This window comes from Streptococcus lactarius, assembly GCF_016642265.1.
GTDB lineage: Bacteria > Bacillota > Bacilli > Lactobacillales > Streptococcaceae > Streptococcus > Streptococcus lactarius.
The window spans coordinates 1-19,845 of record NZ_MRXX01000006.1 but is presented as its reverse complement, the minus strand read 5'-3'; the positions used below and the strand labels follow the sequence as shown (position 1 = coordinate 19,845).

Sequence of the window (19,845 nt, the reverse complement as noted above, 5' to 3'; positions counted from 1 at the left end):
GACCCAGTGATTGATAGCTCAACGTACTACATCGAAGTGGTAGGTAGGACTTGAGAAGCAAGTCTCCTAGACCTTTACTCGCTTTTGTGCTCTAACGAAAACCTCTGGTGACGGAAACAAGGATTTCTTTATCTATCCCAACAGTTCTCAGACTCTTGGAGCTAGGCAGATGTGCTCAACTATCTGCCTACTGGTAAAATGATCGTAGGAAACTGCTTTTTTACGCGCTGGATCGATTTCTTTATCCAAATCCTTTTTCTTTAGTCATCCACTTGATCTTGTGAATTATTTTTTAGTAAGGCATTCCCGATTATCATGTACAATTTGCCCAAACACAAAAATTTAATAAAGGACCAGAAGATTCCAAGGACAGATAACCCTTTAACGAATAGAGAGTCATAACTTTCTTTGACAATCTCTCCATAAAATGTCATGGAGGATGTCATGATCACCCATTCCCAAATGATTAGTAGCAGTGAAGTTCCATAAAGAATAGCTAACAGCCAAAAGACCAGAGCATTATTAAAAACTCCTCTCATGATACGCACAAGTGCCAATAAGCATAACAAAGAAACAAATAACAGTAATTCTGTACCAGACATCGCTTCCCCTTCTTTTCTTTCAATTAAAAAATATCTTACTTTTTCCTCTGACGATTTAGTATATCAGATTTTCATAGAAAAAAGGACCCTTTTTCTGTCTGTTGAAGTTGACAAGGGGTCCTCTTTGGTTATTTTCAATCCTATTCTTTCACCGGACTTTGACCATTCCATTATCTTCTAATATTTTTTTCGTTTTTCTATAGTCGGTTACATCCTTTAATTTTCTATCTGTTTTAAAGGCTTTGTTCCAAGCTTTAAGATCCAATTTCGAAAAATCTGTCACGATATGTATCTGTAAATGGCCTGACTTAGATTTTTCAACAGAATAGTCCATTCCCTTTATATGACCATAATGTTCAAGTAAACTATCTTTCGCTGAATGAAATGATAATGACTCAGAAGCATCAATATCGGGTAATTATTTCCAGAACTCCGTCTTAAGGATTTCCTTATTTTTTATAGTTAGAATAACGGATTCACCCCCATTACCATAGGACCCCTGATACTTCTAATGGCGTATTGACTGGCAAGCTGTTAATAAACTAAAGACAAAGCTGTCAAAAATTAATCTTACAAAAGGATTTGTTTTTCGCATTTCCCCTACTTTCGTTTACGGGCAATCAAATGGATCGGTGTACCTTCAAAGACAAAGGCCTTACGAATTTGATTTTCTAAGAAACGGAGATAAGAGAAATGCATGAGTTCTTCTTCATTGACAAAGATGACAAAAGTCGGTGGTTTGGTTGAAACCTGTGTTGCATAAAAGATTTTGAGACGTTTTCCTTTATCAGTTGGTGTTGGGTTGATAGCAATGGCATCCATAATGACATCATTCAAGACCGCTGATGGAATTCGAGTGTTTTGGCTTTCACTAATCTGTTTGATCATCTCTGGCAATTTGTGCAAACGTTGTTTGGTAAGAGCGGACACAAAGACAATCGGAGCATAGGAAAGATACTGGAATTGATCGCGAATATCTTCTTCCCATTGCTTCATGGTATGGTTGTCTTTTTCAATAGTATCCCACTTATTGACCACGATGATCATGCCTTTACCAGCTTCATGGGCGAAACCGGCAATCCGCTTGTCGTACTCACGAATTCCTTCTTCAGCATTGAGCACCATCAAGACGACATCTGAACGATCGATGGCACGCATGGCACGCATAACGGAATATTTTTCGGTGTTTTCATAGACTTTTCCAGACTTACGCATACCGGCTGTGTCGATCATGGTGAATTCTTGACCATTTGCATCCGTAAAATGGGTATCAATGGCATCCCGAGTTGTACCAGCTACTGGGCTTGCAATCACCCGGTCTTCACCAAGAATCGCATTAATCAAGCTAGATTTCCCGACATTTGGACGGCCAATCAAGCTGAATTTAATCAAATCTGGGTTTTCTTTTTCTGTTTCAAGTGGAAGATTTTCGATGATGGCATCGAGTACATCCCCGGTTCCTATCCCATGAACTGATGATACCGGAAGAGGTTCACCCAGTCCCAAGGCATAAAAATCATAAATGTCATTGCGCATCTCTGGATTATCGACTTTATTCACTGCCAAGATAACCGGTTTATGAGTCTTGTAGAGAATACGAGTAACATATTCATCGGCATCCGTAATCCCTTCTTTACCAGAAACGACAAAGACGATCACATCTGCTTCATCCATGGCAATTTCTGCCTGATGTTTGATTTGCTCCATAAATGGGGCATCCACATCATCAATTCCTCCAGTATCAATGATACTAAATTTTCGGTTTAGCCACTCAGCTGTTGCATAAATGCGGTCCCGAGTGACTCCTTCTACATCCTCAACGATGGAGATCCGCTCACCGGCAATCCGGTTGAAAAGCGTTGATTTTCCGACATTGGGACGGCCTACAATCGCAATAGTTGGTAGGGCCATGATTTCCTCTTTTCTTCTAACGAAATGTTTATAATAGTTTGTGTTTTTCTAACAAGGCTTTGGTCGTTGCTTCTTCAGGTTGCCCAAACTGAGTTGCCACCCGCTCGCTCCAACTATCCGTTGCACGCGCACCAGCATAATCAGCCTGCACCTGATCAAAAGCAGATACAAAAGACGGATCCTGCTCTTGATAGTCTTCCTGAAATACGACTTGTTTCAACGGCAAGCGTGGTTTCACAGGGTGATCCTGATTCGGGACTCCTAGCGCAATCCCAAAAACAGGGTAGGTATAATCTGGCAGATGAAAAAGTGTTGCGACTTCTTCTGCACAGTAGCGTAACATGCCAATAATGACACCTCCGTAGCCCAGACTTTCTGCTGCTAAAAGCGTATTTTGAGCAGCTAAGGCAGCATCCACTGAAGTGATCAGCAAATTGTCCACCCCTTCCGGATGGAAGTCCTTCTCATGCAGATGGACAGCTTTTTCAGCTCGATTTAAATCTCCAACAAATAGAAGGAAGACCGCTGCTTGACGAATGGCTTCTTGAGGAAGCAAGTCGTAGAGAGCCTCTTTTTTCTCTTTGCTCTTGACCACAATCACAGAATAAGACTGAAAATTTTTCCAGCTAGAAGCCATCTGGCCAGCCGTCAGAATTTCGTTGAGATCTTCTTCCTTGATGGCTTCATCCTTAAAACGACGAACAGAAAAATGAGACTTCATTAAACGGATGGTTTCATTCATCGGCGGTTTACTCCTTCCAAATGGATTTCCTTAGCTAAGAATTTCACGCGCTCCATCAGGCGTTTGGCCTGCCAGGTTTCATCACCATTGCGCGAGGCCGAAAAGTGACCTTCTAGCTCTTTCAAATTAAAGTTAGAGGTAAAGAAGGTAGGGAGATTTTCCTGCATCCGGTGTTGCAAGATCACTTGTAGCACTTCATCTCTCACCCAGGCCGACATCTGTTCTGCGCCAATATCATCAAGAATTAAAATTTCAGCTTTCTTGACCTGGTCGACCATTTCCTTGACCAAGCCTGAGCTAATAGCATTTTTGACATCAATCACAAAGCTAGGAAAATGAAGAAGAGTGGTAGAGGCTTGACGCTTTTCAGACAAATCATGGGCCAAGGCCGCCATCATGTAACTCTTTCCTACCCCAAAATCACCATAAAGGTAGATCCCTTTTTGGTAGTCGGGATACTTGGCTACAAAATTGGCTAATTCTTCAAAGGCCATAAATCGTCCCTTGTCATCAAGGTCAACCTTAGCGAGACTTGCCTCTTTCAAGGTTGATGGTAGATTGATCAGGTTCAGACGTTGGTTAATCGCAGCTCGTTTTTGGGCTTCAATCAATTCAGGGGTCTCTTCATAGGCCACATCCGCATAGCCCTCATTCATAGTTAAAACAGGTTTATATCCTTTGGCAATATAATCGGGATCTCCCAGCAAAAAGCGGTTGCGCTCACTAATGTATTGATTAAATTTTGAAATACTGCGACGAATTTCTTGCTCAGACAAGGAACGTTCCTTGATAAAAGCCGCAACTTCTTGATCCGCTAAAATTTGTGCCACCAAATACTCATAGTTGAATTGACGGGCACGGTTCATGTGAGACATGGTTTGACCGACACTTTCCATCTACTCACCTCCTTGATTTAATTTTTCTAATAGACGTTGTTTCTCTTTTGCAAGATCCACTTTTTCTTCTTGACTGGTTTGATTTTGGTAGTTTGGCTGGCTCCATTTAGGAACATTGGTTGGTCTATCTTTTGGAGATGTCGCCTTTCCACCTTTATTCCCTTGATTCTTCGCCTGCTCTTGGCGCTCTCGAACCTTGAGAATCGCCATTTCTGCGCTATTGACATTTTGGTAAGAAAAATCATTGCCCACCTTTAAGGCATACTTCTCATTGAGATTCGCCGACTGGGTTTTGTTAAAGGTCAGCAATAAAATAATATTGATGACTTCATCCAGCAAGCCCAGTCCAGCTAGTTTAGTCAATGTTTTGCGCTCGCTCTGTGTAATGGTTGCCTTGCGGGCCTTTTTGATCTCAGCCAAAAATTGCAGACTTGTTTTTTGCTTGGCTTCCTTCAGGATTGTCTCTTCCTGACGACTATAGGACAGACGTGGATTTTCTTGGTTGCCTTGGGCCAATTTTTGCCGCATTCGTTTAGGTGAAATGGTCCGATCCACAAGAGTTTCTTTGGCAAGGAGATAAGTCTCATACCAGGTCCAATGTTGTTCTTCAGCTATTGCAAAGAGAGCCAAGGTTGCCTCTCCTTCATCTTCAAAGCGAAGGCCATCTCGACGCATCATGCGTTTGAACATTTCCATATCAAACGGTTGTTTCTTACTTGGTACAACTGCACTCTCTCCTTCTTCCAGACCGAAAATCTGTGAGAAAGACACCTGGCGCTTGGTCCCCAGTGAATGCTCTGGAAGTAACTCTTCTAGAGCCTTCTCTCCAATCTTTTTTTCAAGCAAGCGTTTGTAAACAGCATTCGAGAAGAAAGACGGACTCTCAAGAGGAGCATGCAACTGAACGGTGAGTGCATCTTCTTCCTCAAAAATATCCATCAAGCCCATCGCAATCAAACGGTCAAAAGCTAGTAGCAGTTGAGGAAAGCCAAGATCTATATGATTGAGAATCTGTGCCAAGAGGTGTTGCTTTTCACCTTGATCATAACTGGCCACTAGGTAGCGATAAACTGAAACGGTTTCCAGTCCCAAAATCGGCAAATAATACAGCTCCAGCGCAGGCCCTACTGGTGGCAGAGATTGATTTTTTAAAAATGCGAAAGGAGTATTGGGCTTCATTTATTTTTCCTTTTTCTTCTTGCTTCCCTTGGTAATTTGCTTCAAGAGAGTCTCCAATTCACCGACATCCTTGAAACTCCGGTAAACACTAGCAAAACGCACATAGGTAATCTCATCTAGGTCTGCTAATTCATCCATCACTAAGGAACCAATGTACTCACTATTAATTTCATTTTCACTTTGACTACGAACCTTTTGTTCGATTTGGTTCACAATCTCCTCGATTTCATCACTTGAAACCGGTCGTTTTTGAGCCGAGCGAATGATCCCATTAAAGATCTTATCACGAGAAAATTGCTCACGCGTTCCATCTTTTTTGACAACGACCAGGGTTCGTTCTTCTACTCGCTCGTAGGTAGTAAAGCGATAGTGGCACTCTTCGCATTCCCGACGACGGCGAATGGTTTTTCCATCCTCAGCTTGTCGACTATCTACCACACTGGACTTACTTCCACCACATTTTGGACAACGCATTTGCTACCTCCTTAAACTGTTTTAACACTTCATTTTACCATAAATTGAATCGTAAAGAAAGCAGAAGAGGAGCAAAGGTTCGCCTCGAAAACTCCTAAAATACAGCAAAAAAAGAGTTCGAATAGAAGGTGTTCAAACAAAACGGCTTCTATCGACTCTCCTTTTGAATTACAAAGATAAGACGGCTTCTAGACCATAGTGGTCACTCACCAGTGGTAGGTTTTGACCATCAAAGATCACATGTAAGTTCTGAATATTCCATTCTTGGCTGGCAAAGACGTAATCAATTCGCAAAGGCACTTGATTGTCCGTCCAACCATCGATTCCTGGACCTACAGTATAGGTTCCTCTCGTTTCTTTGGCCTCAATAAAACTATCCTGAAGGACAAACGGACTAGACAAAATCGTTTCGTAGCCCTCTTGACCTGCGGGATTATTAAAGTCACCAGCTAAAATAAACGGTTTTCCCACTTGGCTGAAATAGTTCTCAATGCGTGGCCACTCAAACTGGAAGCCTTTGTCCCACCATGAAAGATGGACACTAGCAACAGCAATTTCTTTCCCATCGACCGTCGTATGAGCTACTGCTACTCGCCGGGTATGGTAGTCCTTAGGATCATCCATATTGGATACTAAGATCTCCTCGGCCCTCAAAGGTTGACGCGAAAGAACCGCTACTCCTTCATTTAGGTGGTCATAACCGATATGGTTGTAGGCCCAAGTCCAGTAATAGTGGAGCCCTTGAGCAGCTAACTCCTCAACCAAAACCCGCACAAAATGATCCTTGTGAATGGCTACAGCTGAAGGTAACGCTTGATAATACCCATCTGTTTCAACTTCCTCAGAGGCCATCTCTTGGTTGACTTCTTGAAAGCAAATCACATCATATTCAGCTTTTAAAATTTGTTCCTTGAGAATTTCAAATTTTTCTTGAGCATTCTCTTCCATCCAACTATGGGAATTTATGGTTAAAAATTTCATTCCCTGATTTCTCCTTTTTCAAAAACGAGAAATGGCAAGAGGCCGGGAACACTGCCCCAACCTCATTTTCTTTGCCGAAATCTCTTATAATTCTACTGATGCTACTGGCGCATTTGCTGCCAATTGACCAGTATGTTGGATTGTGACTGACTTAATAGCATCCGCATTGGTGAAGACAACAACTGTTGTGGTTTCACGACCTGCTTCATGGATCGCATCCAAGTCTGCTTCTACTAAAAGGTCACCTGCAGCCACTGTTTGGCCTTCAGACACTTTGACCTCAAATGGTTTTCCTTCTAGACTAACAGTATCTAACCCTATGTGAACCAAGACTTCCAAACCATTATCGGTTACTAAACCAAGGGCATGTTTGGTTGGGAAGATACTGGTAATCTTACCAGCGACCGGAGAAACGATATGTCCATTTTCAGGCTCAACTGCAAATCCATCTCCCATCATTTTTTGTGAGAAGACTGGGTCTTTTACATTTTCAATAGTGATGACTTGACCATCTGCCACTGAGTGCACTTCATCTGTCACACCCTTAAATGTTGCTTCCGCTTTTTGAACGGCAGTCATTTGGCTAGGTAGTGTTTCAGGAATGACTTCACCTGAATCGAGTACATCTTGGATATCTGATTTCAAGACGTCAGCTTTTGGTCCGTAGATAGCTTGGACACCTTGTCCTTTCATGACAAGCCCCATAGCCCCTTCTGCTTTCCATTGTTCTTCATTACCGACTTTTTCAGCGTCTTTAACGGTCACACGAAGACGCGTCATACATGCGTCAACATCTACGATATTGGCACGTCCACCAAGAAGGTTGATGATGTTGATCACTTGTGAGCTTGCTGAGCTTGTAGCAGCACCTGCTGCACTGTCTCCTGAAGCTGCATCATCATTTTGCTCATAGTTTCCGTTGCGTCCTGGAGTTGCATAGTTGAATTTCTTGATCATGAAGTTGGCAATGAAGTACATGATAAATCCAAAGAGGACCGTTACCCATGCAAAGTTAAAGATATCGATTGCCAATCCAGCATTGAGCGCCATTGGAGTACGTGTCAAGAATTCGATGGAACCAAATGAGTGAACCCGAAGGTGAACCAAGTCCGCCATTGCAAAGGCTGCCCCTTGTACAAAGGCATAGATGATATACAACGGTGTTGCAATAAACATGAACATGTATTCAATTGGTTCTGTTACACCTGTAAGGAAGGTTGCAAGGGCTGTTGCAAAGAGCATCCCTTTGTATTTTTCTTTTTTATCTGAATCCACATTGCGGTAGATCGCAACCACGATCCCCATCAAGATACCAAATGATCCAATCATTTGACCAACTTTGAAACGAGCTGGTGTGTAAGCTTGAAGCAAGTGGTGGTATTGGCTAGGATCTGCCTTTTTCAAGTTAACAAGGTCATTTACCCAAGCCAACCAAAGTGGGTCTTGTCCAAATACAGTTGTTCCTTTGGCAGCACCTGTCAATACATGGTATGTACCACCCAATTGAGTATAGTTGATTGGAATAGTCAACATATGGTGAAGTCCAAACGGCAAGAGAAGACGTTCCAAGGTACCAAACAAGAATGGCGCCAAGACTGGAGCAGTTGATTGCGAGTTGGCAATCCAAACACCAAAACCATTAATTCCTGATTGAATGACTGGCCAAATTATTGCTAAAAGCAAAGCTGTAATAATAGAACGAACGATAACGACAAATGGTACAAAGCGTTTCCCATTAAAGAAAGAAAGAGCTTCAGGAAGTTTGCGGTAGTTGTAGTATTTGTTGAAAGCAGTCGCTCCTACAAAACCAGAGATAATCCCTACGAATACCCCCATATTTAGAGCAGGTGCTTCAAGAACGCTAATGAAATAATCTGCAACTTTAATTGAACCACCAAAAAGTGTATGAACGGTAGCACCTTTTTGAGTCAATAAAGCAGATGTCACTCCAAAAACGGCACCAGTAATACGGTTAATCAAAATGAAAGAGAGACCAGCTGCAAAGGCACCGCCTGCACGTTCCTTAGCCCAACTTCCACCGATAGCGAGGGCAAAGAGGATGTGAAGGTTCCCGATAACCCCCCAACCAATTTGTTCTAAAATTCCACCTGTAATGACAAGTGGAGAGAAATTTGGATTGATCATTGGAATAGATTTCCCGATAGAAATCATCAATCCGGCTGCTGGCATTACAGCGATAACAACCATCAAGGCCTTACCGAACTTTTGCCAGAATTCAAAGCTAAATAAACTTTTGAATGATCCTTTGTTCATCATTCAACCTCCTTATATTGTTTAAGGCTTTGGTTTAAGAAAACGTTTGCGCTTAATTACTTTCTAGTATACCATATTTTAAATTTTTGTAAAGCCTTACATTCATTTTTTCTCCAAATTTTATCTTTTTCTCACTCTTTTTTAGGCTGAATCCTTTTTAAAACCTATTCTTTCCTAACGCAAACGTTTCCCTTGAGACATAAAAACATTCGAACCCTCTAAGGGTTCGAATGTTTTTATTCTAATGCATCTTGCATGGCATAGCCAATCCCACGAACAGTCTTTATATAGCTTTTTTGACCGGGTAGATCAATTTTCCCACGAAGATAACGGATATAGACGTCGACAATATTGGTCTCACCCGTACTCTCGTACTTCCAGACACTCTCCAACAACTGATCTCGTGTCACCACTCCCTTGCTTCCCATCAGAGTCGCTAGGAGGTCATATTCCCTGCGGGTCAAACTAATCATGTCCTTCCCACGATAGACGGTATGGTGTTCCACATCAATGCGCAAATTGTGGTAAGCAGTTGGAATCTTCATCTGGCTGCAATGTTGGTCAATATAATCACGTCCTCTAAAAATAGCTGTGATTTTATCTACCAAATCACTGATAATAAAAGGTTTGACCATATAGGAAACGGCAAAGCGCTGAATACTCTCTTTGTGCTCAGCAATTTTTTCGCGGCTATCCAATACAATCAAAACAGAAGCTGGGCGGATCTGACTGATTTCCTCTGCGAATGTTTCACCAGACATATCTGACAGATCGTAATTAAACAAGATCAGATCATATTTAGTCGCAGCAATCAAGGCCAGACCCGCTTTTCCATCCTCGACAACATCAACTTGATACCCTTCTTTTTGAAGTTCCAAATCAATGAAGCGAGCGATTTGCTTCTCATTTTCTACTAGTAGAACTCGTTTGACCATAGAGCAAGATTATTTTTCGTCGTACCAAGAATAGTGGAAGGTACCTTCTTTGTCTTTACGTTTGTATGTATGAGCCCCAAAGTAGTCACGTTGTGCTTGAATCAAGTTTGCTGGAAGATCAGCTGAGCGGTAGCTATCAAAGTATGTGATGGCTGCTGAGAAGGTTGGTACAGGTACCCCAGCTTGAACAGCAAGAGCAACGATCTCACGAACGGATTGTTGGTACTTAGCAGTGACGTCCAAGAAGTACTCATCCAATAGAAGGTTAGCAAGATCTGCATCACGGTTGTAGGCATCTGTGATCTTTTGCAAGAAACGAGAACGGATGATACATCCGTCGCGCCAGATAGATGCGATATCTGCAAATGGCAAGTTCCAGTTGTTTTCCTTAGAAGCTACACGCAATTGTGCAAAACCTTGTGCATATGAGATGATTTTTGAGAAGTAAAGAGCTTGACGAATCTTTTCAATCAATTCAGCCTTGTCGCCTTCAAATTTGAATGCAGCTGGTTTTGGAAGCACCTTGCTAGCGTGAACGCGTTCTTCTTTGTAGGCAGAAATATAACGAGCAAATACAGACTCTGTAATCAGTGACAATGGCACACCAAGGTCAAGAGCTGATTGGCTAGTCCATTTACCAGTTCCTTTGTTACCTGCAGCATCCAAGATATAGTCTACGATTGGTCCATCTTGGCCTTCGTCGTCTTTACGTTTCAAGATATCTGCTGTGATTTGGATCAAGTAGCTGTCCAACTCACCCTTGTTCCACTCAGTGAAGATTTCAGCCATGTCTTCAGCTGAAAGACCAAGCAAGTGTTGCATTAAGTCATAGCTTTCAGCAATCAATTGCATATCACCGTACTCGATACCATTGTGGACCATTTTCACGTAGTGACCTGCTCCATCAGGACCAATGTAAGTCACACATGGTTTTCCATCTTCTGGCGCTTTAGCTGAGATTTCTTCAAGAACATCTGCTACCAAGTCATACGCTTCTTTTTGTCCACCAGGCATGATAGATGGTCCTTCAAGGGCACCTTTTTCCCCACCAGAGACACCAGTACCGATGAAGTTGATCCCTGAGTTAGCCAATTCTTCATTCCGACGGATAGTATCTTTGTAGAAAGTATTTCCTCCGTCGATCAAGATATCACCCTTATCCAAGTGTGGAAGAAGGGCTTGGATAGTTGCATCTGTACCAGGTCCTGCTTGAACCATGAGCATGATACGACGTGGTTTTTCGATAGAGTTTACGAAGCTTTCGATATCATAGCTTGGCACAAAGTTTTTATCAGGATGGCAAGCAATCACATCTTCTGTTTTTTCTTTACTACGGTTAAAAATGGCAACTGTATAGCCACGAGATTCAATATTTAAGGCAAGGTTACGACCCATTACGGCCATACCAACAACACCAAAGTTAGCTTTTGTCATGTGACACTCCTCTTTATAGTTTGCCCCTATTTTACCATTTTTCGTCCTTAAAAGAAAGCAGAAAATAGCTTCCCGCCTTCTCTAAGAGGGAGAAGATCATGCAAGTTATTTGATCTAAAAAACAAAAGTGCCCGAGAAATCGTTCTCAGACACTTCTTTATGAATGGCATTAGTCCTCTTTAGAAGCCAACTTCTCTGCTTCAATGACCGGTTGATCTCCTTCTTTGAGTTTATTGACCGTCATATTAACTCCAAGAGCTCCTGCTAGCAATTGACGAATATCAAATCCAGCACCTTGAGAGACTTGGTCGATACTTTGCATAATATCGCCCACCATCTTAGAGGCATTGCCTTCCCCGTACATGGTGATCTTATCCACCTTGGTTAATGGTTCTGCGACAGCACGCGCAATTTCTGGCAACTTGTCAACGACCATTTCAGTAATGGCAGCTTCTTGCATTTTCTTCATCGCTTCAGCCTTTTGGTCCAAACCTTTGGCTTCAGCTTCCAGTTTCAAGCGAATGGCTTCGGCCTCGGCACGACCTTTGGCTTCAATAGCTTCGGCCTCTTGCAATTGGGCAAATTTCTCAGCTTCGGCTTGAGCCTTCCGAGCTTCGGCTTCTTTTTGTGTTTCAAAGAGTTCTGCTTCCGCCTTACGTTGGCGTTCGATCAATTCTGCTTCTGCAGCTTGTTGACGCGCATATTTTTCAGCTTCGGCTTGTTTGCGGATGTTGGCATCCAATTCCTGCTCACGAACCTTAACTTCGCGCTCTTTGACTTCCGCTTCTTTTTCCTGTTTCATGATATTAGCTTCGGCTGCCACGCGCTCTTGTTCACGACGTTGCACTTCTGCCTCAATCCCTTTAGCGGCATCTGCTTTGGCTTGGGCAATGTCTGCTTCTTGCTTGAGGGCTGCTTGTTTGAGTTTTAATTCGTTTTGTTTTTGCGCGATTTCAAGATCGGCTGCGACGCGTTTGTCGTTAGCCAATTTATCTTGTTCTGCTTCCACTTCCTTGCGTTCACGTTCTGCTTTGGCTTTGGCAATCAAGGCATCTTTCTTAATGGTTTCAACATTTTCAATCCCGAGGTTATCGATGACTCCCCCTTCATCAGAGAAGGATTGAACCGTAAAGGCGATGACTTCTAGACCCATTTTGGCCAAGTCTGGTGCTACGTTGTCCTGCACTTTTGAGGCAAACTCTTGACGGTCATTGACCATCTTACGAAGCTCCATCTGACCGATCACTTCCCGCAAGTTTCCTTCTAAGACATCTTGGACAGAATTGGAAATATCTGTCGTATTCCAGTTCAAGAAGTTTTCTGCAGCCCGGGCAATCATTTCATCGGTTGTACCAATTTTTAATTTAACAGCCGCATCGGCACGGACGTTAATGAAGTCCAGTGTTGGAACAGACTCAGAAGTCCGAACATCTGTCGAGAATTGCTCAATATCAAGATAAGAGCGTTGTTCGACAAAGGGAATCATAAAGCCAGCTTTCCCACGCAAGTGACGTTGTTTCCGAAGACCTGTAATGACTACGACTTCGTTGGGTTTAGCGTTGACATACCCTTTGATCAACAAGATCAATACAAGAATGGCTACGATTACAAAAGTAATCAACCAACCTGGAATAAATAAAGTATCCATACTTTTTCTCCTTTTTTAGAGGTCTCCCCTCTGTTGTTTATTAATCCTAGTATATCAAAAGAAGGCCTTTCCTCAAAGAAAAGACCTGTATTTATGTCTAAATTTATCGAATGCAATCTCTAGCTTATTCTTCGTCAAATAATCCTTGAAGACCTACAAAAGGACTGTTTTCTTCTTTCTTGATCGCTTGAGCGGCTTGGTATTCTTCTTCGGATAGGATTTTCCAATCATTGCCTTCGATAAAGCCTTGACCAGCCTCTTCTTCTGGAGTGAGAACCTTGAGAGGAATATTGAGCAGGATATTATCCGCTACACTCTCACTCAGGTCAATCTTCCCGCCTTCGATTGGTAGGATCAAGTCTTCCTCTAGGGCCTCGATATCTGCGTCAGACTGTACATCCTCCGCAAACACCTCTGTTACAGGATAGCTTTCGTTGATCTCAACAGGCTCCATGCTCCGGCTAGATGCCAAAACGATGGTGTAGGTCAACTGGTACTCCAAGACATAGAGCCCTGTATCATAGGCTACTCGTCCTATCGCTGTCACATTCTTTAAATCAAGAATTTCTGGATTACGCTTTTGCAATTCCTTGAGCAAATCCAACTCTTGATCAAAAGCTAGTCCCTCAGGATTTTTACGGATTTCTTGTGTAGATAAATTCATTCATTTGTCCTCGATTTTTCTAGATACTACTAGTATATCATGAAGAGGTCCTTCAACCAAGAAGTCTCTTTAAAAATTTGATATAATCATGAAAAAGCCAGTAAATCCCATTCTAAAAATGTATCGTAAAAGAAGACTTTCTGACCGGAAACATTTGCTGGAGATGAACTATACTAGGACTTAAACGAGGAGAAAAGATGAAAGATATCGGAGCTGTTTTTCGGCAAATACGGGAAAGTCGCCACATCTCTTTAGAGGAAGCTACAGGTGGAGAATTTTCACGCTCCATGCTATCTCGATTTGAAAGAGGGGAAAATGACCTGACGACGCAACGCTTTTTTCAGGCCCTTCAACAGATCAAAACCAGCCTCAGTGAGTTCTCCCATCTAGCAGGGATCGATCAGCACTCCTTTATTCCCAAATTGTTGAAAGAGCACTATGAAAACATGAGCTTGGAACACGATCAAGCCTTGTACCAAAGCTACCAGCTAGCCTATCAGAAAGATCACAAAAAAGAAGACTTCTTAGCCAGCATTATTCTCAAGGCCCAAATGCTTGGCAACTACCCTGAGGTAGAGTTTGCTGCTAGCCAAGAGGAACTAGATTTCCTCTATGACTATCTCTTCTCTGTCATGATCTGGGGAAATTTTGAGTTAAGCCTATTTTCACTGACCTCTCCTCTTTTCTCTAGTCAGCTCTATCGACAATACACAGAGGAATTGGTCCAAAGAGATGATTTCAAGCTTCTCCTAGACTCTTCTCTGCCTGCCCTCAATTCTATATTTCTCAATGGTTTCTTTCTGGCCATTAGTTCAAAAGAATTTGAAGATGCAACCTATTTTGATCAGCTGATCAAGGACCACTTTTACTCTGAAAACGAGGCTTACCTTCGGACGGTTTATCTCTATGCCAAAGGGGAATTTCTATATCGAAAGGGTGAAAAAGAAACTGGTCTAGAAAAGATGGAGCAGGCCATTCAGGTTCTATCCATCCTTGATTGCAAGGTTAGTGCCAACTACTACAAACAGGGCCTGCAAGAACTGATCAAGGAATCCTGAAAACTCACAGATCTATTCTATGAGTTTTTTTGTTGAAAATATGCAACATGTAAATTTTCTTTCTTTTAGGGGTTACAATAGGATTATCAAAAAAAGAAAGAGGTCCCCGCATGATAACCAGACTAAAGAATCGTCTCCTTCATTATTTCCTTAAACAGACTAGTTTTTATGTTAAAGAGGAAAAATTAGAACTGACGGAAGAAGAGAAACTGTTTCTTCTCAAGCAGGTGGTGCACCGTTTAAGAGAAGTTATTGTTTCTGCTAAACAGAAGGAGAAAAGCTTATGAAACTCTTATTTCGCAATCACATCTTTGCTTTACTGAGTCTTTCACGTTTTTTGAATACCCTTGGTGCTGCGATTTACAACCTTGTCTTTGTGGTTTTTGCGGCCAGCATGCCTCACCCTAGTCTGGCAGTTGGGATTGCCAATCTCATTGTCTTTATCCCAAGTCTTTTCACCATTTTCATTGGAATGAAGGCCGATCACACCGCTAAAAAAGCTGACTGGCTGATCCGAATGGGCTTTCTGCAAGCTATCCTTTTCGTCTTCATTGCACTGATGACGAAGATTCCGGGTTACCTTGCCTTTTCGATCGTTTGCTTCTTGAATATTGTGTCAGATAGTTTAAGTGATTACCGCGGAGGCTTGCAACTTCCCATCATGCAGAAAAACATCCCTAGCGAGGATCTGATGGAAGCCTATTCCTTCAATCAACTGCTTAGTATGGTTTGTTCTATTTCAGGTCAAGCGTTGGGAGTCTGGCTTTTAGCTATCAGTCACCAAAATTTTGCACTTGTTGCTTCGATCAATGCTCTGACCTTTCTCCTATCTTCCACTTGTCTTTTCATCCGACGCAGTCAACTGACCCACGAACCAATTCAAGTGGATGCTCGTCAGAAAGTTTCTTTCCTTCAAGAATGTCGAGACATGTATCGCAATGTTACCACTATTTTTGCAGATGAAGAGGTTCACAACTTTGGAAGACTTCTCCTATCCTTAGTTTTCATCAATGCTTTGGGCGGATCCATTTCTGGGATTTACAATCTTCAATTTCTCCATCATCCCTTCTTTCACTTCAGTTACAGCCAGTCCCTCCTCGTCCTTGAAGTTGTCACTATCTTCAGTATGGTCTGGGCTAGTCTGACACCCCATGATTATTTTTCAAAACAATCGCTCCATCATATCCTATTGTGGATTGCAGGTGGCCTAACCATGCTTGGGCTCACAAATATTCTGGTTCGCTGGGATATCCTTTGCCTTCTACTTGTCACTTTCCTCGGTTATCTTGTTGCAAAAATCAATCCCAAAGTTTCCAGTCTTTTAATGAGCAAATTGCCAGCTGAAAAATTAGCCTCTACCTCTAGCTTTTTGGGACTGATGGTCAGCTTTGCTATGCCACTTGGCACTGCCCTCTTTTCTGGCCTCGCTATCTGGAGCCTTCCTATCGCCTGGGGAATGTTTGCCTTCCTCGGTCTGGGCACCGTCCTTTTGTCTGTGAAATAAATCAGTGAAATAGGTTTAAAACACAGATTTAAAATCACTTGCATGATATATTTATATATTGTATAATTAGGAAAAAGTACAGATGCTATAAATGTTTTTTGGAATACGATAAAAAAATTTGCTTGATAATTACAATATTAGGCTTTGTGTTCATAAAATATCTCCAGAAACATACTATAGACTGAGTGAATTTAAAAAAGACTCCAGCCATTGAAGAATTGAGAGGTAAAATAAATGAATGAATTAGAAGTTCGATTCGCACTCAATGATGAGGGAGATTATAATAAGGCTATTTCATACTTAGAAAAACAATATAAATTTAAGTGTGAAAATAAGCAAGTTGATGAATATTTTAAGGCAAAAGGAAAGGAATTTGAAAATGACGAGGTAGGAAGTTTTATTTATAGGATTCGTCAAGAAGATGACAATATATCATGTATTTTCACAAGAAAAGATACAATAAAACAAGGAATGTGGAATGAAAGTGAAATAGAGTTGGAGTCTGAAAAATTAGAATTTGTAAGAAAGATGATGCAAACCGGTTTTTCAAATGTCTTCACAATAAGTAAATATAGAAAGACTTACCATAACGCTCTAGAAAATAAAACGATTAATCTAGATAAGATTGATGGTCTTGGATTTTATCTTGAAATAGAGATTTTAGGAGATTTTTCTCAAGAAGATTATAATCATTTTTATGATAAAATGTGCGGAGAGTTCTCGTTTTTAAATTCAAAAATAGAAACAAAGGGTTATGTCCAATTAATGAGAGAAAAAAGTGGACGTAATTAAAATCACCAGTAAGACTATTGGAGGTTACTGATAAAGAAAACAAAGACTTAGGAAATTTTCTTGGAAAATCTTTTCCCCCATCTCAAAGCAGTGCATAGAGAAAGCAGCCACTGCGTCCTACAGTTATCTCTATCAAACATCAAAGGCTGGGCAAAAACTGCCCAGCCTCTTTCTTTACATTTTTCTTAAACGTGCCACCCGCTCAGAAATGGGTGGGTGGGTATAAAAAAGTTTTTGCAAACCAGATTCTTTTTGAGGATCATTGATGAAGAGAGCACTGCTCGCATCATCGACGTGTCGTTGCATTGGTTCGCTATTATCTAGCTTTAACAAAGCATTGATCATCCCTTGAGGATTCCGCGTCAATTCAACACTTGAAGCGTCTGCTAGGAACTCCCGTTGACGAGAAATGGCTAACTGTACCAAGGTCGCTGCTAATGGAGCTAAAACGATGGCAAGCAAGGAAAGGATCAGGATAATAATTTCCAATCCACTACCACCTTCTCGATCATCATCCCGGCTACGACCACCGCCCCACCACATCATCCGGCCACCAATGCTTGAGAGCATGGTGATGGCGCTGGCCAAGGCAACCGCAATCGTGGAGATACGGATATCGTAATTACGGATATGACTGACTTCATGTCCAATGACCGCTTCGAGTTCCTCACGATTCATGACCGCTAGAAGCCCTGTCGTGGCTGCAACGGCTGCATTTTGAGGATTAGACCCTGTCGCAAAAGCATTCATGGACGGATCATCTACAATATAGACACGAGGCATAGGAATCTGTGCCACCATAGCCATATCTTGCACAATATGGTAGAGTTGAGGGGCTTGGTCTTCCGTTACCTCACGCGCCCCGTTCATCCGCATGACGACCTCAGTCGATTGAAAGATCATGCTAAAGGCATAGATGCCACCAATGATTAAGGCGAGGATAATCCCACCAAGAGAGGAGCCTAACCAGAGGTAGCCGACGGCTGCTCCGATAAGAGCCAAGAGTATGAAAAAAGCAATAAGGAGAATCCAAGTTCTCCTTTTATTGCTTGCAATTTGGTCAAAGAGCATATTAGTCTCCTAATCCGCTAAAGTCCACCTTTGGTACTGCTTTTTCTTCTTCAGGCACTTGAAGGAATTCGGCCTGTTTGAAGCCAAACATTCCAGCAATCACGTTTGTTGGGAAAGTTTCCAACTTGACATTGTAGTTGCTAGTTACACTGTTGTACAATTGACGAGCATAAGAAATTTTGTTTTCTGTATTAGTCAATTCTTCTTGCAATTGCATGAAGTTGGTGTTGGCTTTCAAGTCTGGGTAGTTTTCAGCCACCGCAAAGATACCTGCCACTTGACGTGAAAGAGCATCACTGGCTGCCATTGCTTCTGCAGGTGAAGATGCTTGCGCTACTTGTTGGCGAAGTTGAGTGACCTTAGCAAGGGTATCACCCTCATATTTTGCATAGCCCTTAACCGTTTCGATCAAGTTTGGAATCAAGTCATTCCGACGTTTCAATTGCACATCGATTTGACTCCAAGCTTCGCGAGTCTGCATCCGACTTTTCACTAAACCGTTGTAAACTCCTACTACCATCAACACAAGGACCACTAGGACCCCAAGAATAATCCAAATCATTTTATTGAATTCCTTTCATTTCTTTAGTACCAGTATATCAAATTTCCCTTATTTTGTGGTAAAATTATCTTATGAAACCAGAAGAATTTTATGACCGTTTAGCCGACCTCGGCTTCCCACTAACTGATCGACAAAAAGAGCAATACGAACGCTATTTCGAGCTCCTCGTGGAATGGAATGAGAAAATTAATCTCACCGCTATCACAGAAAAATACGAAGTCTATCTCAAGCATTTTTATGATTCTATCGCACCCATTTTACAAGGTTTGATCGAAAACCAACCCATCCGTCTCTTGGATATTGGAGCTGGTGCTGGCTTTCCAAGCCTACCAATGAAAATCCTATTCCCTGAGCTAGATGTGACCATTATTGATTCCCTCAATAAGCGGATCAATTTCCTTCACTTGCTGGCTGAAGAGTTGGGCTTGAGCGGAGTACATTTCTACCATGGACGAGCTGAGGACTTTGCACAAGACAAGGCCTTTCGTGCCCAATTTGATATCGTAACTGCCCGCGCGGTTGCCCGCATGCAGGTTCTCTCTGAACTGACTATCCCTTACCTGAAAGTAGGGGGACAGCTTCTTGCTCTCAAGGCTAGCAATGCTCCAGAAGAGTTGGAAGAAGCCAAAAATGCTCTTAACTTGCTCTTTAGCAAGGTTGAAGACAATCTACAGTATGAATTGCCAAACGGGGATCCACGCTATATCACTATAGTAGAAAAGAAAAAAGAAACCCCTAACAAATACCCAAGAAAAGCAGGTATGCCAAATAAACGCCCCTTGTAATAAGATACAAAGGGCCAAGCGGATAAAGTCAAAATAGGGAATTCGACGCAGAATCCAGAAGATTCTAGGAGGATTCATCTTTTTGACACGATCCGCAGCCCGTGTTCATTTCAATAAGATACAAAGGGCCAAGCGGATAAAGTCAAATAAGAGGCTGGGACAAAAGTCCTAGCCTCTCAATTGTCTTTGGAGTGTTGAGCAAGACGCAGTGGTTGAGTGCTCAAAGCACTGCTTTGAGGTGGCGGATAGAACCTGCGAAGCAAGTATCCTAAGTCTTTGTTCGCTTTTTAAGCTTCAAAGATGCCCTATGTTGACGGAAACTATGTTTTCTTT

19 protein-coding genes are annotated in these 19,845 nt (G+C 42.0%); 5 read left to right on the top strand and 14 right to left on the bottom strand.

Annotated elements, in window-relative coordinates; translation table 11 throughout:
• Positions 1–260 precede the first annotated feature (260 nt).
• From BTU61_RS04630 to BTU61_RS04570, 12 genes are all read right to left on the bottom strand, one after another.
• On the bottom strand, positions 261–602 hold the full coding sequence (locus BTU61_RS04630; RefSeq protein WP_200772528.1) for a hypothetical protein: 342 nt from the start codon (positions 600–602) through the stop codon (positions 261–263).
• 600 nt (positions 603–1,202) lie between these two features.
• Positions 1,203–2,513 (bottom strand): ribosome biogenesis GTPase Der, encoded by a 1,311-nt coding sequence (gene der, locus BTU61_RS04620; RefSeq protein ID WP_200772527.1) that lies wholly within the window; start codon positions 2,511–2,513, stop codon positions 1,203–1,205.
• Positions 2,514–2,541: 28 nt separating this feature from the next.
• Entirely contained in the window at positions 2,542–3,255 is a 714-nt protein-coding gene (locus tag BTU61_RS04615) for an NADPH-dependent oxidoreductase (protein ID WP_200772526.1), read from the bottom strand.
• Complete coding sequence (dnaI, locus tag BTU61_RS04610) at positions 3,252–4,151, bottom strand: primosomal protein DnaI (RefSeq protein WP_200772525.1); 900 nt, start codon at positions 4,149–4,151, stop codon at positions 3,252–3,254. Before dnaI ends, BTU61_RS04615 begins: the two co-directional genes overlap by 4 nt.
• On the bottom strand, positions 4,152–5,330 hold the full coding sequence (locus BTU61_RS04605; protein ID WP_200772524.1) for a replication initiation and membrane attachment family protein: 1,179 nt from the start codon (positions 5,328–5,330) through the stop codon (positions 4,152–4,154).
• Positions 5,331–5,804, bottom strand: a complete 474-nt coding sequence (nrdR, locus tag BTU61_RS04600) for a transcriptional regulator NrdR (protein ID WP_187540233.1) — start codon at positions 5,802–5,804, stop codon at positions 5,331–5,333.
• A gap of 168 nt (positions 5,805–5,972) precedes the next feature.
• The gene (locus BTU61_RS04595) at positions 5,973–6,785 is read right to left on the bottom strand and encodes an endonuclease/exonuclease/phosphatase family protein (protein ID WP_200772523.1); all 813 of its coding nucleotides are present in this window, start codon (positions 6,783–6,785) and stop codon (positions 5,973–5,975) included.
• Positions 6,786–6,869: 84 nt separating this feature from the next.
• Positions 6,870–9,059 carry a PTS transporter subunit IIBC gene (locus BTU61_RS04590; protein ID WP_200772677.1) on the bottom strand — a complete coding sequence of 730 codons (2,190 nt, stop codon included), beginning with the start codon at positions 9,057–9,059 and terminating at the stop codon, positions 6,870–6,872.
• A 236-nt stretch (positions 9,060–9,295) separates the two neighbouring features.
• The gene (locus tag BTU61_RS04585) at positions 9,296–9,994 is read right to left on the bottom strand and encodes a response regulator transcription factor (RefSeq protein ID WP_200772522.1); all 699 of its coding nucleotides are present in this window, start codon (positions 9,992–9,994) and stop codon (positions 9,296–9,298) included.
• 9 nt (positions 9,995–10,003) lie between these two features.
• Positions 10,004–11,428, bottom strand: coding sequence for an NADP-dependent phosphogluconate dehydrogenase (gene gndA / locus BTU61_RS04580; RefSeq protein ID WP_200772521.1), 1,425 nt, complete (start codon positions 11,426–11,428; stop codon positions 10,004–10,006).
• Positions 11,429–11,597: 169 nt separating this feature from the next.
• On the bottom strand, positions 11,598–13,076 hold the full coding sequence (locus tag BTU61_RS04575) for a flotillin family protein (protein ID WP_200772520.1): 1,479 nt from the start codon (positions 13,074–13,076) through the stop codon (positions 11,598–11,600).
• A gap of 124 nt (positions 13,077–13,200) precedes the next feature.
• Positions 13,201–13,740, bottom strand: coding sequence for a YceD family protein (locus tag BTU61_RS04570; protein ID WP_200772519.1), 540 nt, complete (start codon positions 13,738–13,740; stop codon positions 13,201–13,203).
• Between the two features lie 197 nt (positions 13,741–13,937).
• On the opposite strand from BTU61_RS04570, the gene BTU61_RS04565 reads away from it, so the two are divergent.
• From BTU61_RS04565 to BTU61_RS04550, 4 genes are all read left to right on the top strand, one after another.
• Positions 13,938–14,798, top strand: a complete 861-nt coding sequence (locus tag BTU61_RS04565) for a helix-turn-helix domain-containing protein (protein WP_200772518.1) — start codon at positions 13,938–13,940, stop codon at positions 14,796–14,798.
• A 110-nt stretch (positions 14,799–14,908) separates the two neighbouring features.
• Entirely contained in the window at positions 14,909–15,085 is a 177-nt protein-coding gene (locus BTU61_RS04560; protein WP_200772517.1) for a hypothetical protein, read from the top strand.
• Entirely contained in the window at positions 15,082–16,302 is a 1,221-nt protein-coding gene (locus BTU61_RS04555; protein WP_200772516.1) for an MFS transporter, read from the top strand. Before BTU61_RS04560 ends, BTU61_RS04555 begins: the two co-directional genes overlap by 4 nt.
• Before the next feature lie 234 nt (positions 16,303–16,536).
• Complete coding sequence (locus BTU61_RS04550) at positions 16,537–17,094, top strand: CYTH domain-containing protein (RefSeq protein ID WP_200772515.1); 558 nt, start codon at positions 16,537–16,539, stop codon at positions 17,092–17,094.
• Positions 17,095–17,268: 174 nt separating this feature from the next.
• Here BTU61_RS04550 and htpX read toward each other — a convergent pair whose 3' ends face one another.
• On the bottom strand, positions 17,269–18,165 hold the full coding sequence (htpX, locus tag BTU61_RS04545; RefSeq protein WP_200772514.1) for a zinc metalloprotease HtpX: 897 nt from the start codon (positions 18,163–18,165) through the stop codon (positions 17,269–17,271).
• A 1-nt stretch (position 18,166) separates the two neighbouring features.
• A complete protein-coding gene (locus BTU61_RS04540) occupies positions 18,167–18,727 on the bottom strand; it encodes a LemA family protein (RefSeq protein ID WP_003013312.1) in 561 nt (186 codons plus the stop codon).
• Positions 18,728–18,798: 71 nt separating this feature from the next.
• Here BTU61_RS04540 and rsmG point away from each other — a divergent pair, with 71 nt between their 5' ends.
• Positions 18,799–19,512, top strand: coding sequence for a 16S rRNA (guanine(527)-N(7))-methyltransferase RsmG (rsmG, locus tag BTU61_RS04535; protein WP_200772513.1), 714 nt, complete (start codon positions 18,799–18,801; stop codon positions 19,510–19,512).
• Positions 19,513–19,845: the final 333 nt, after the last annotated feature.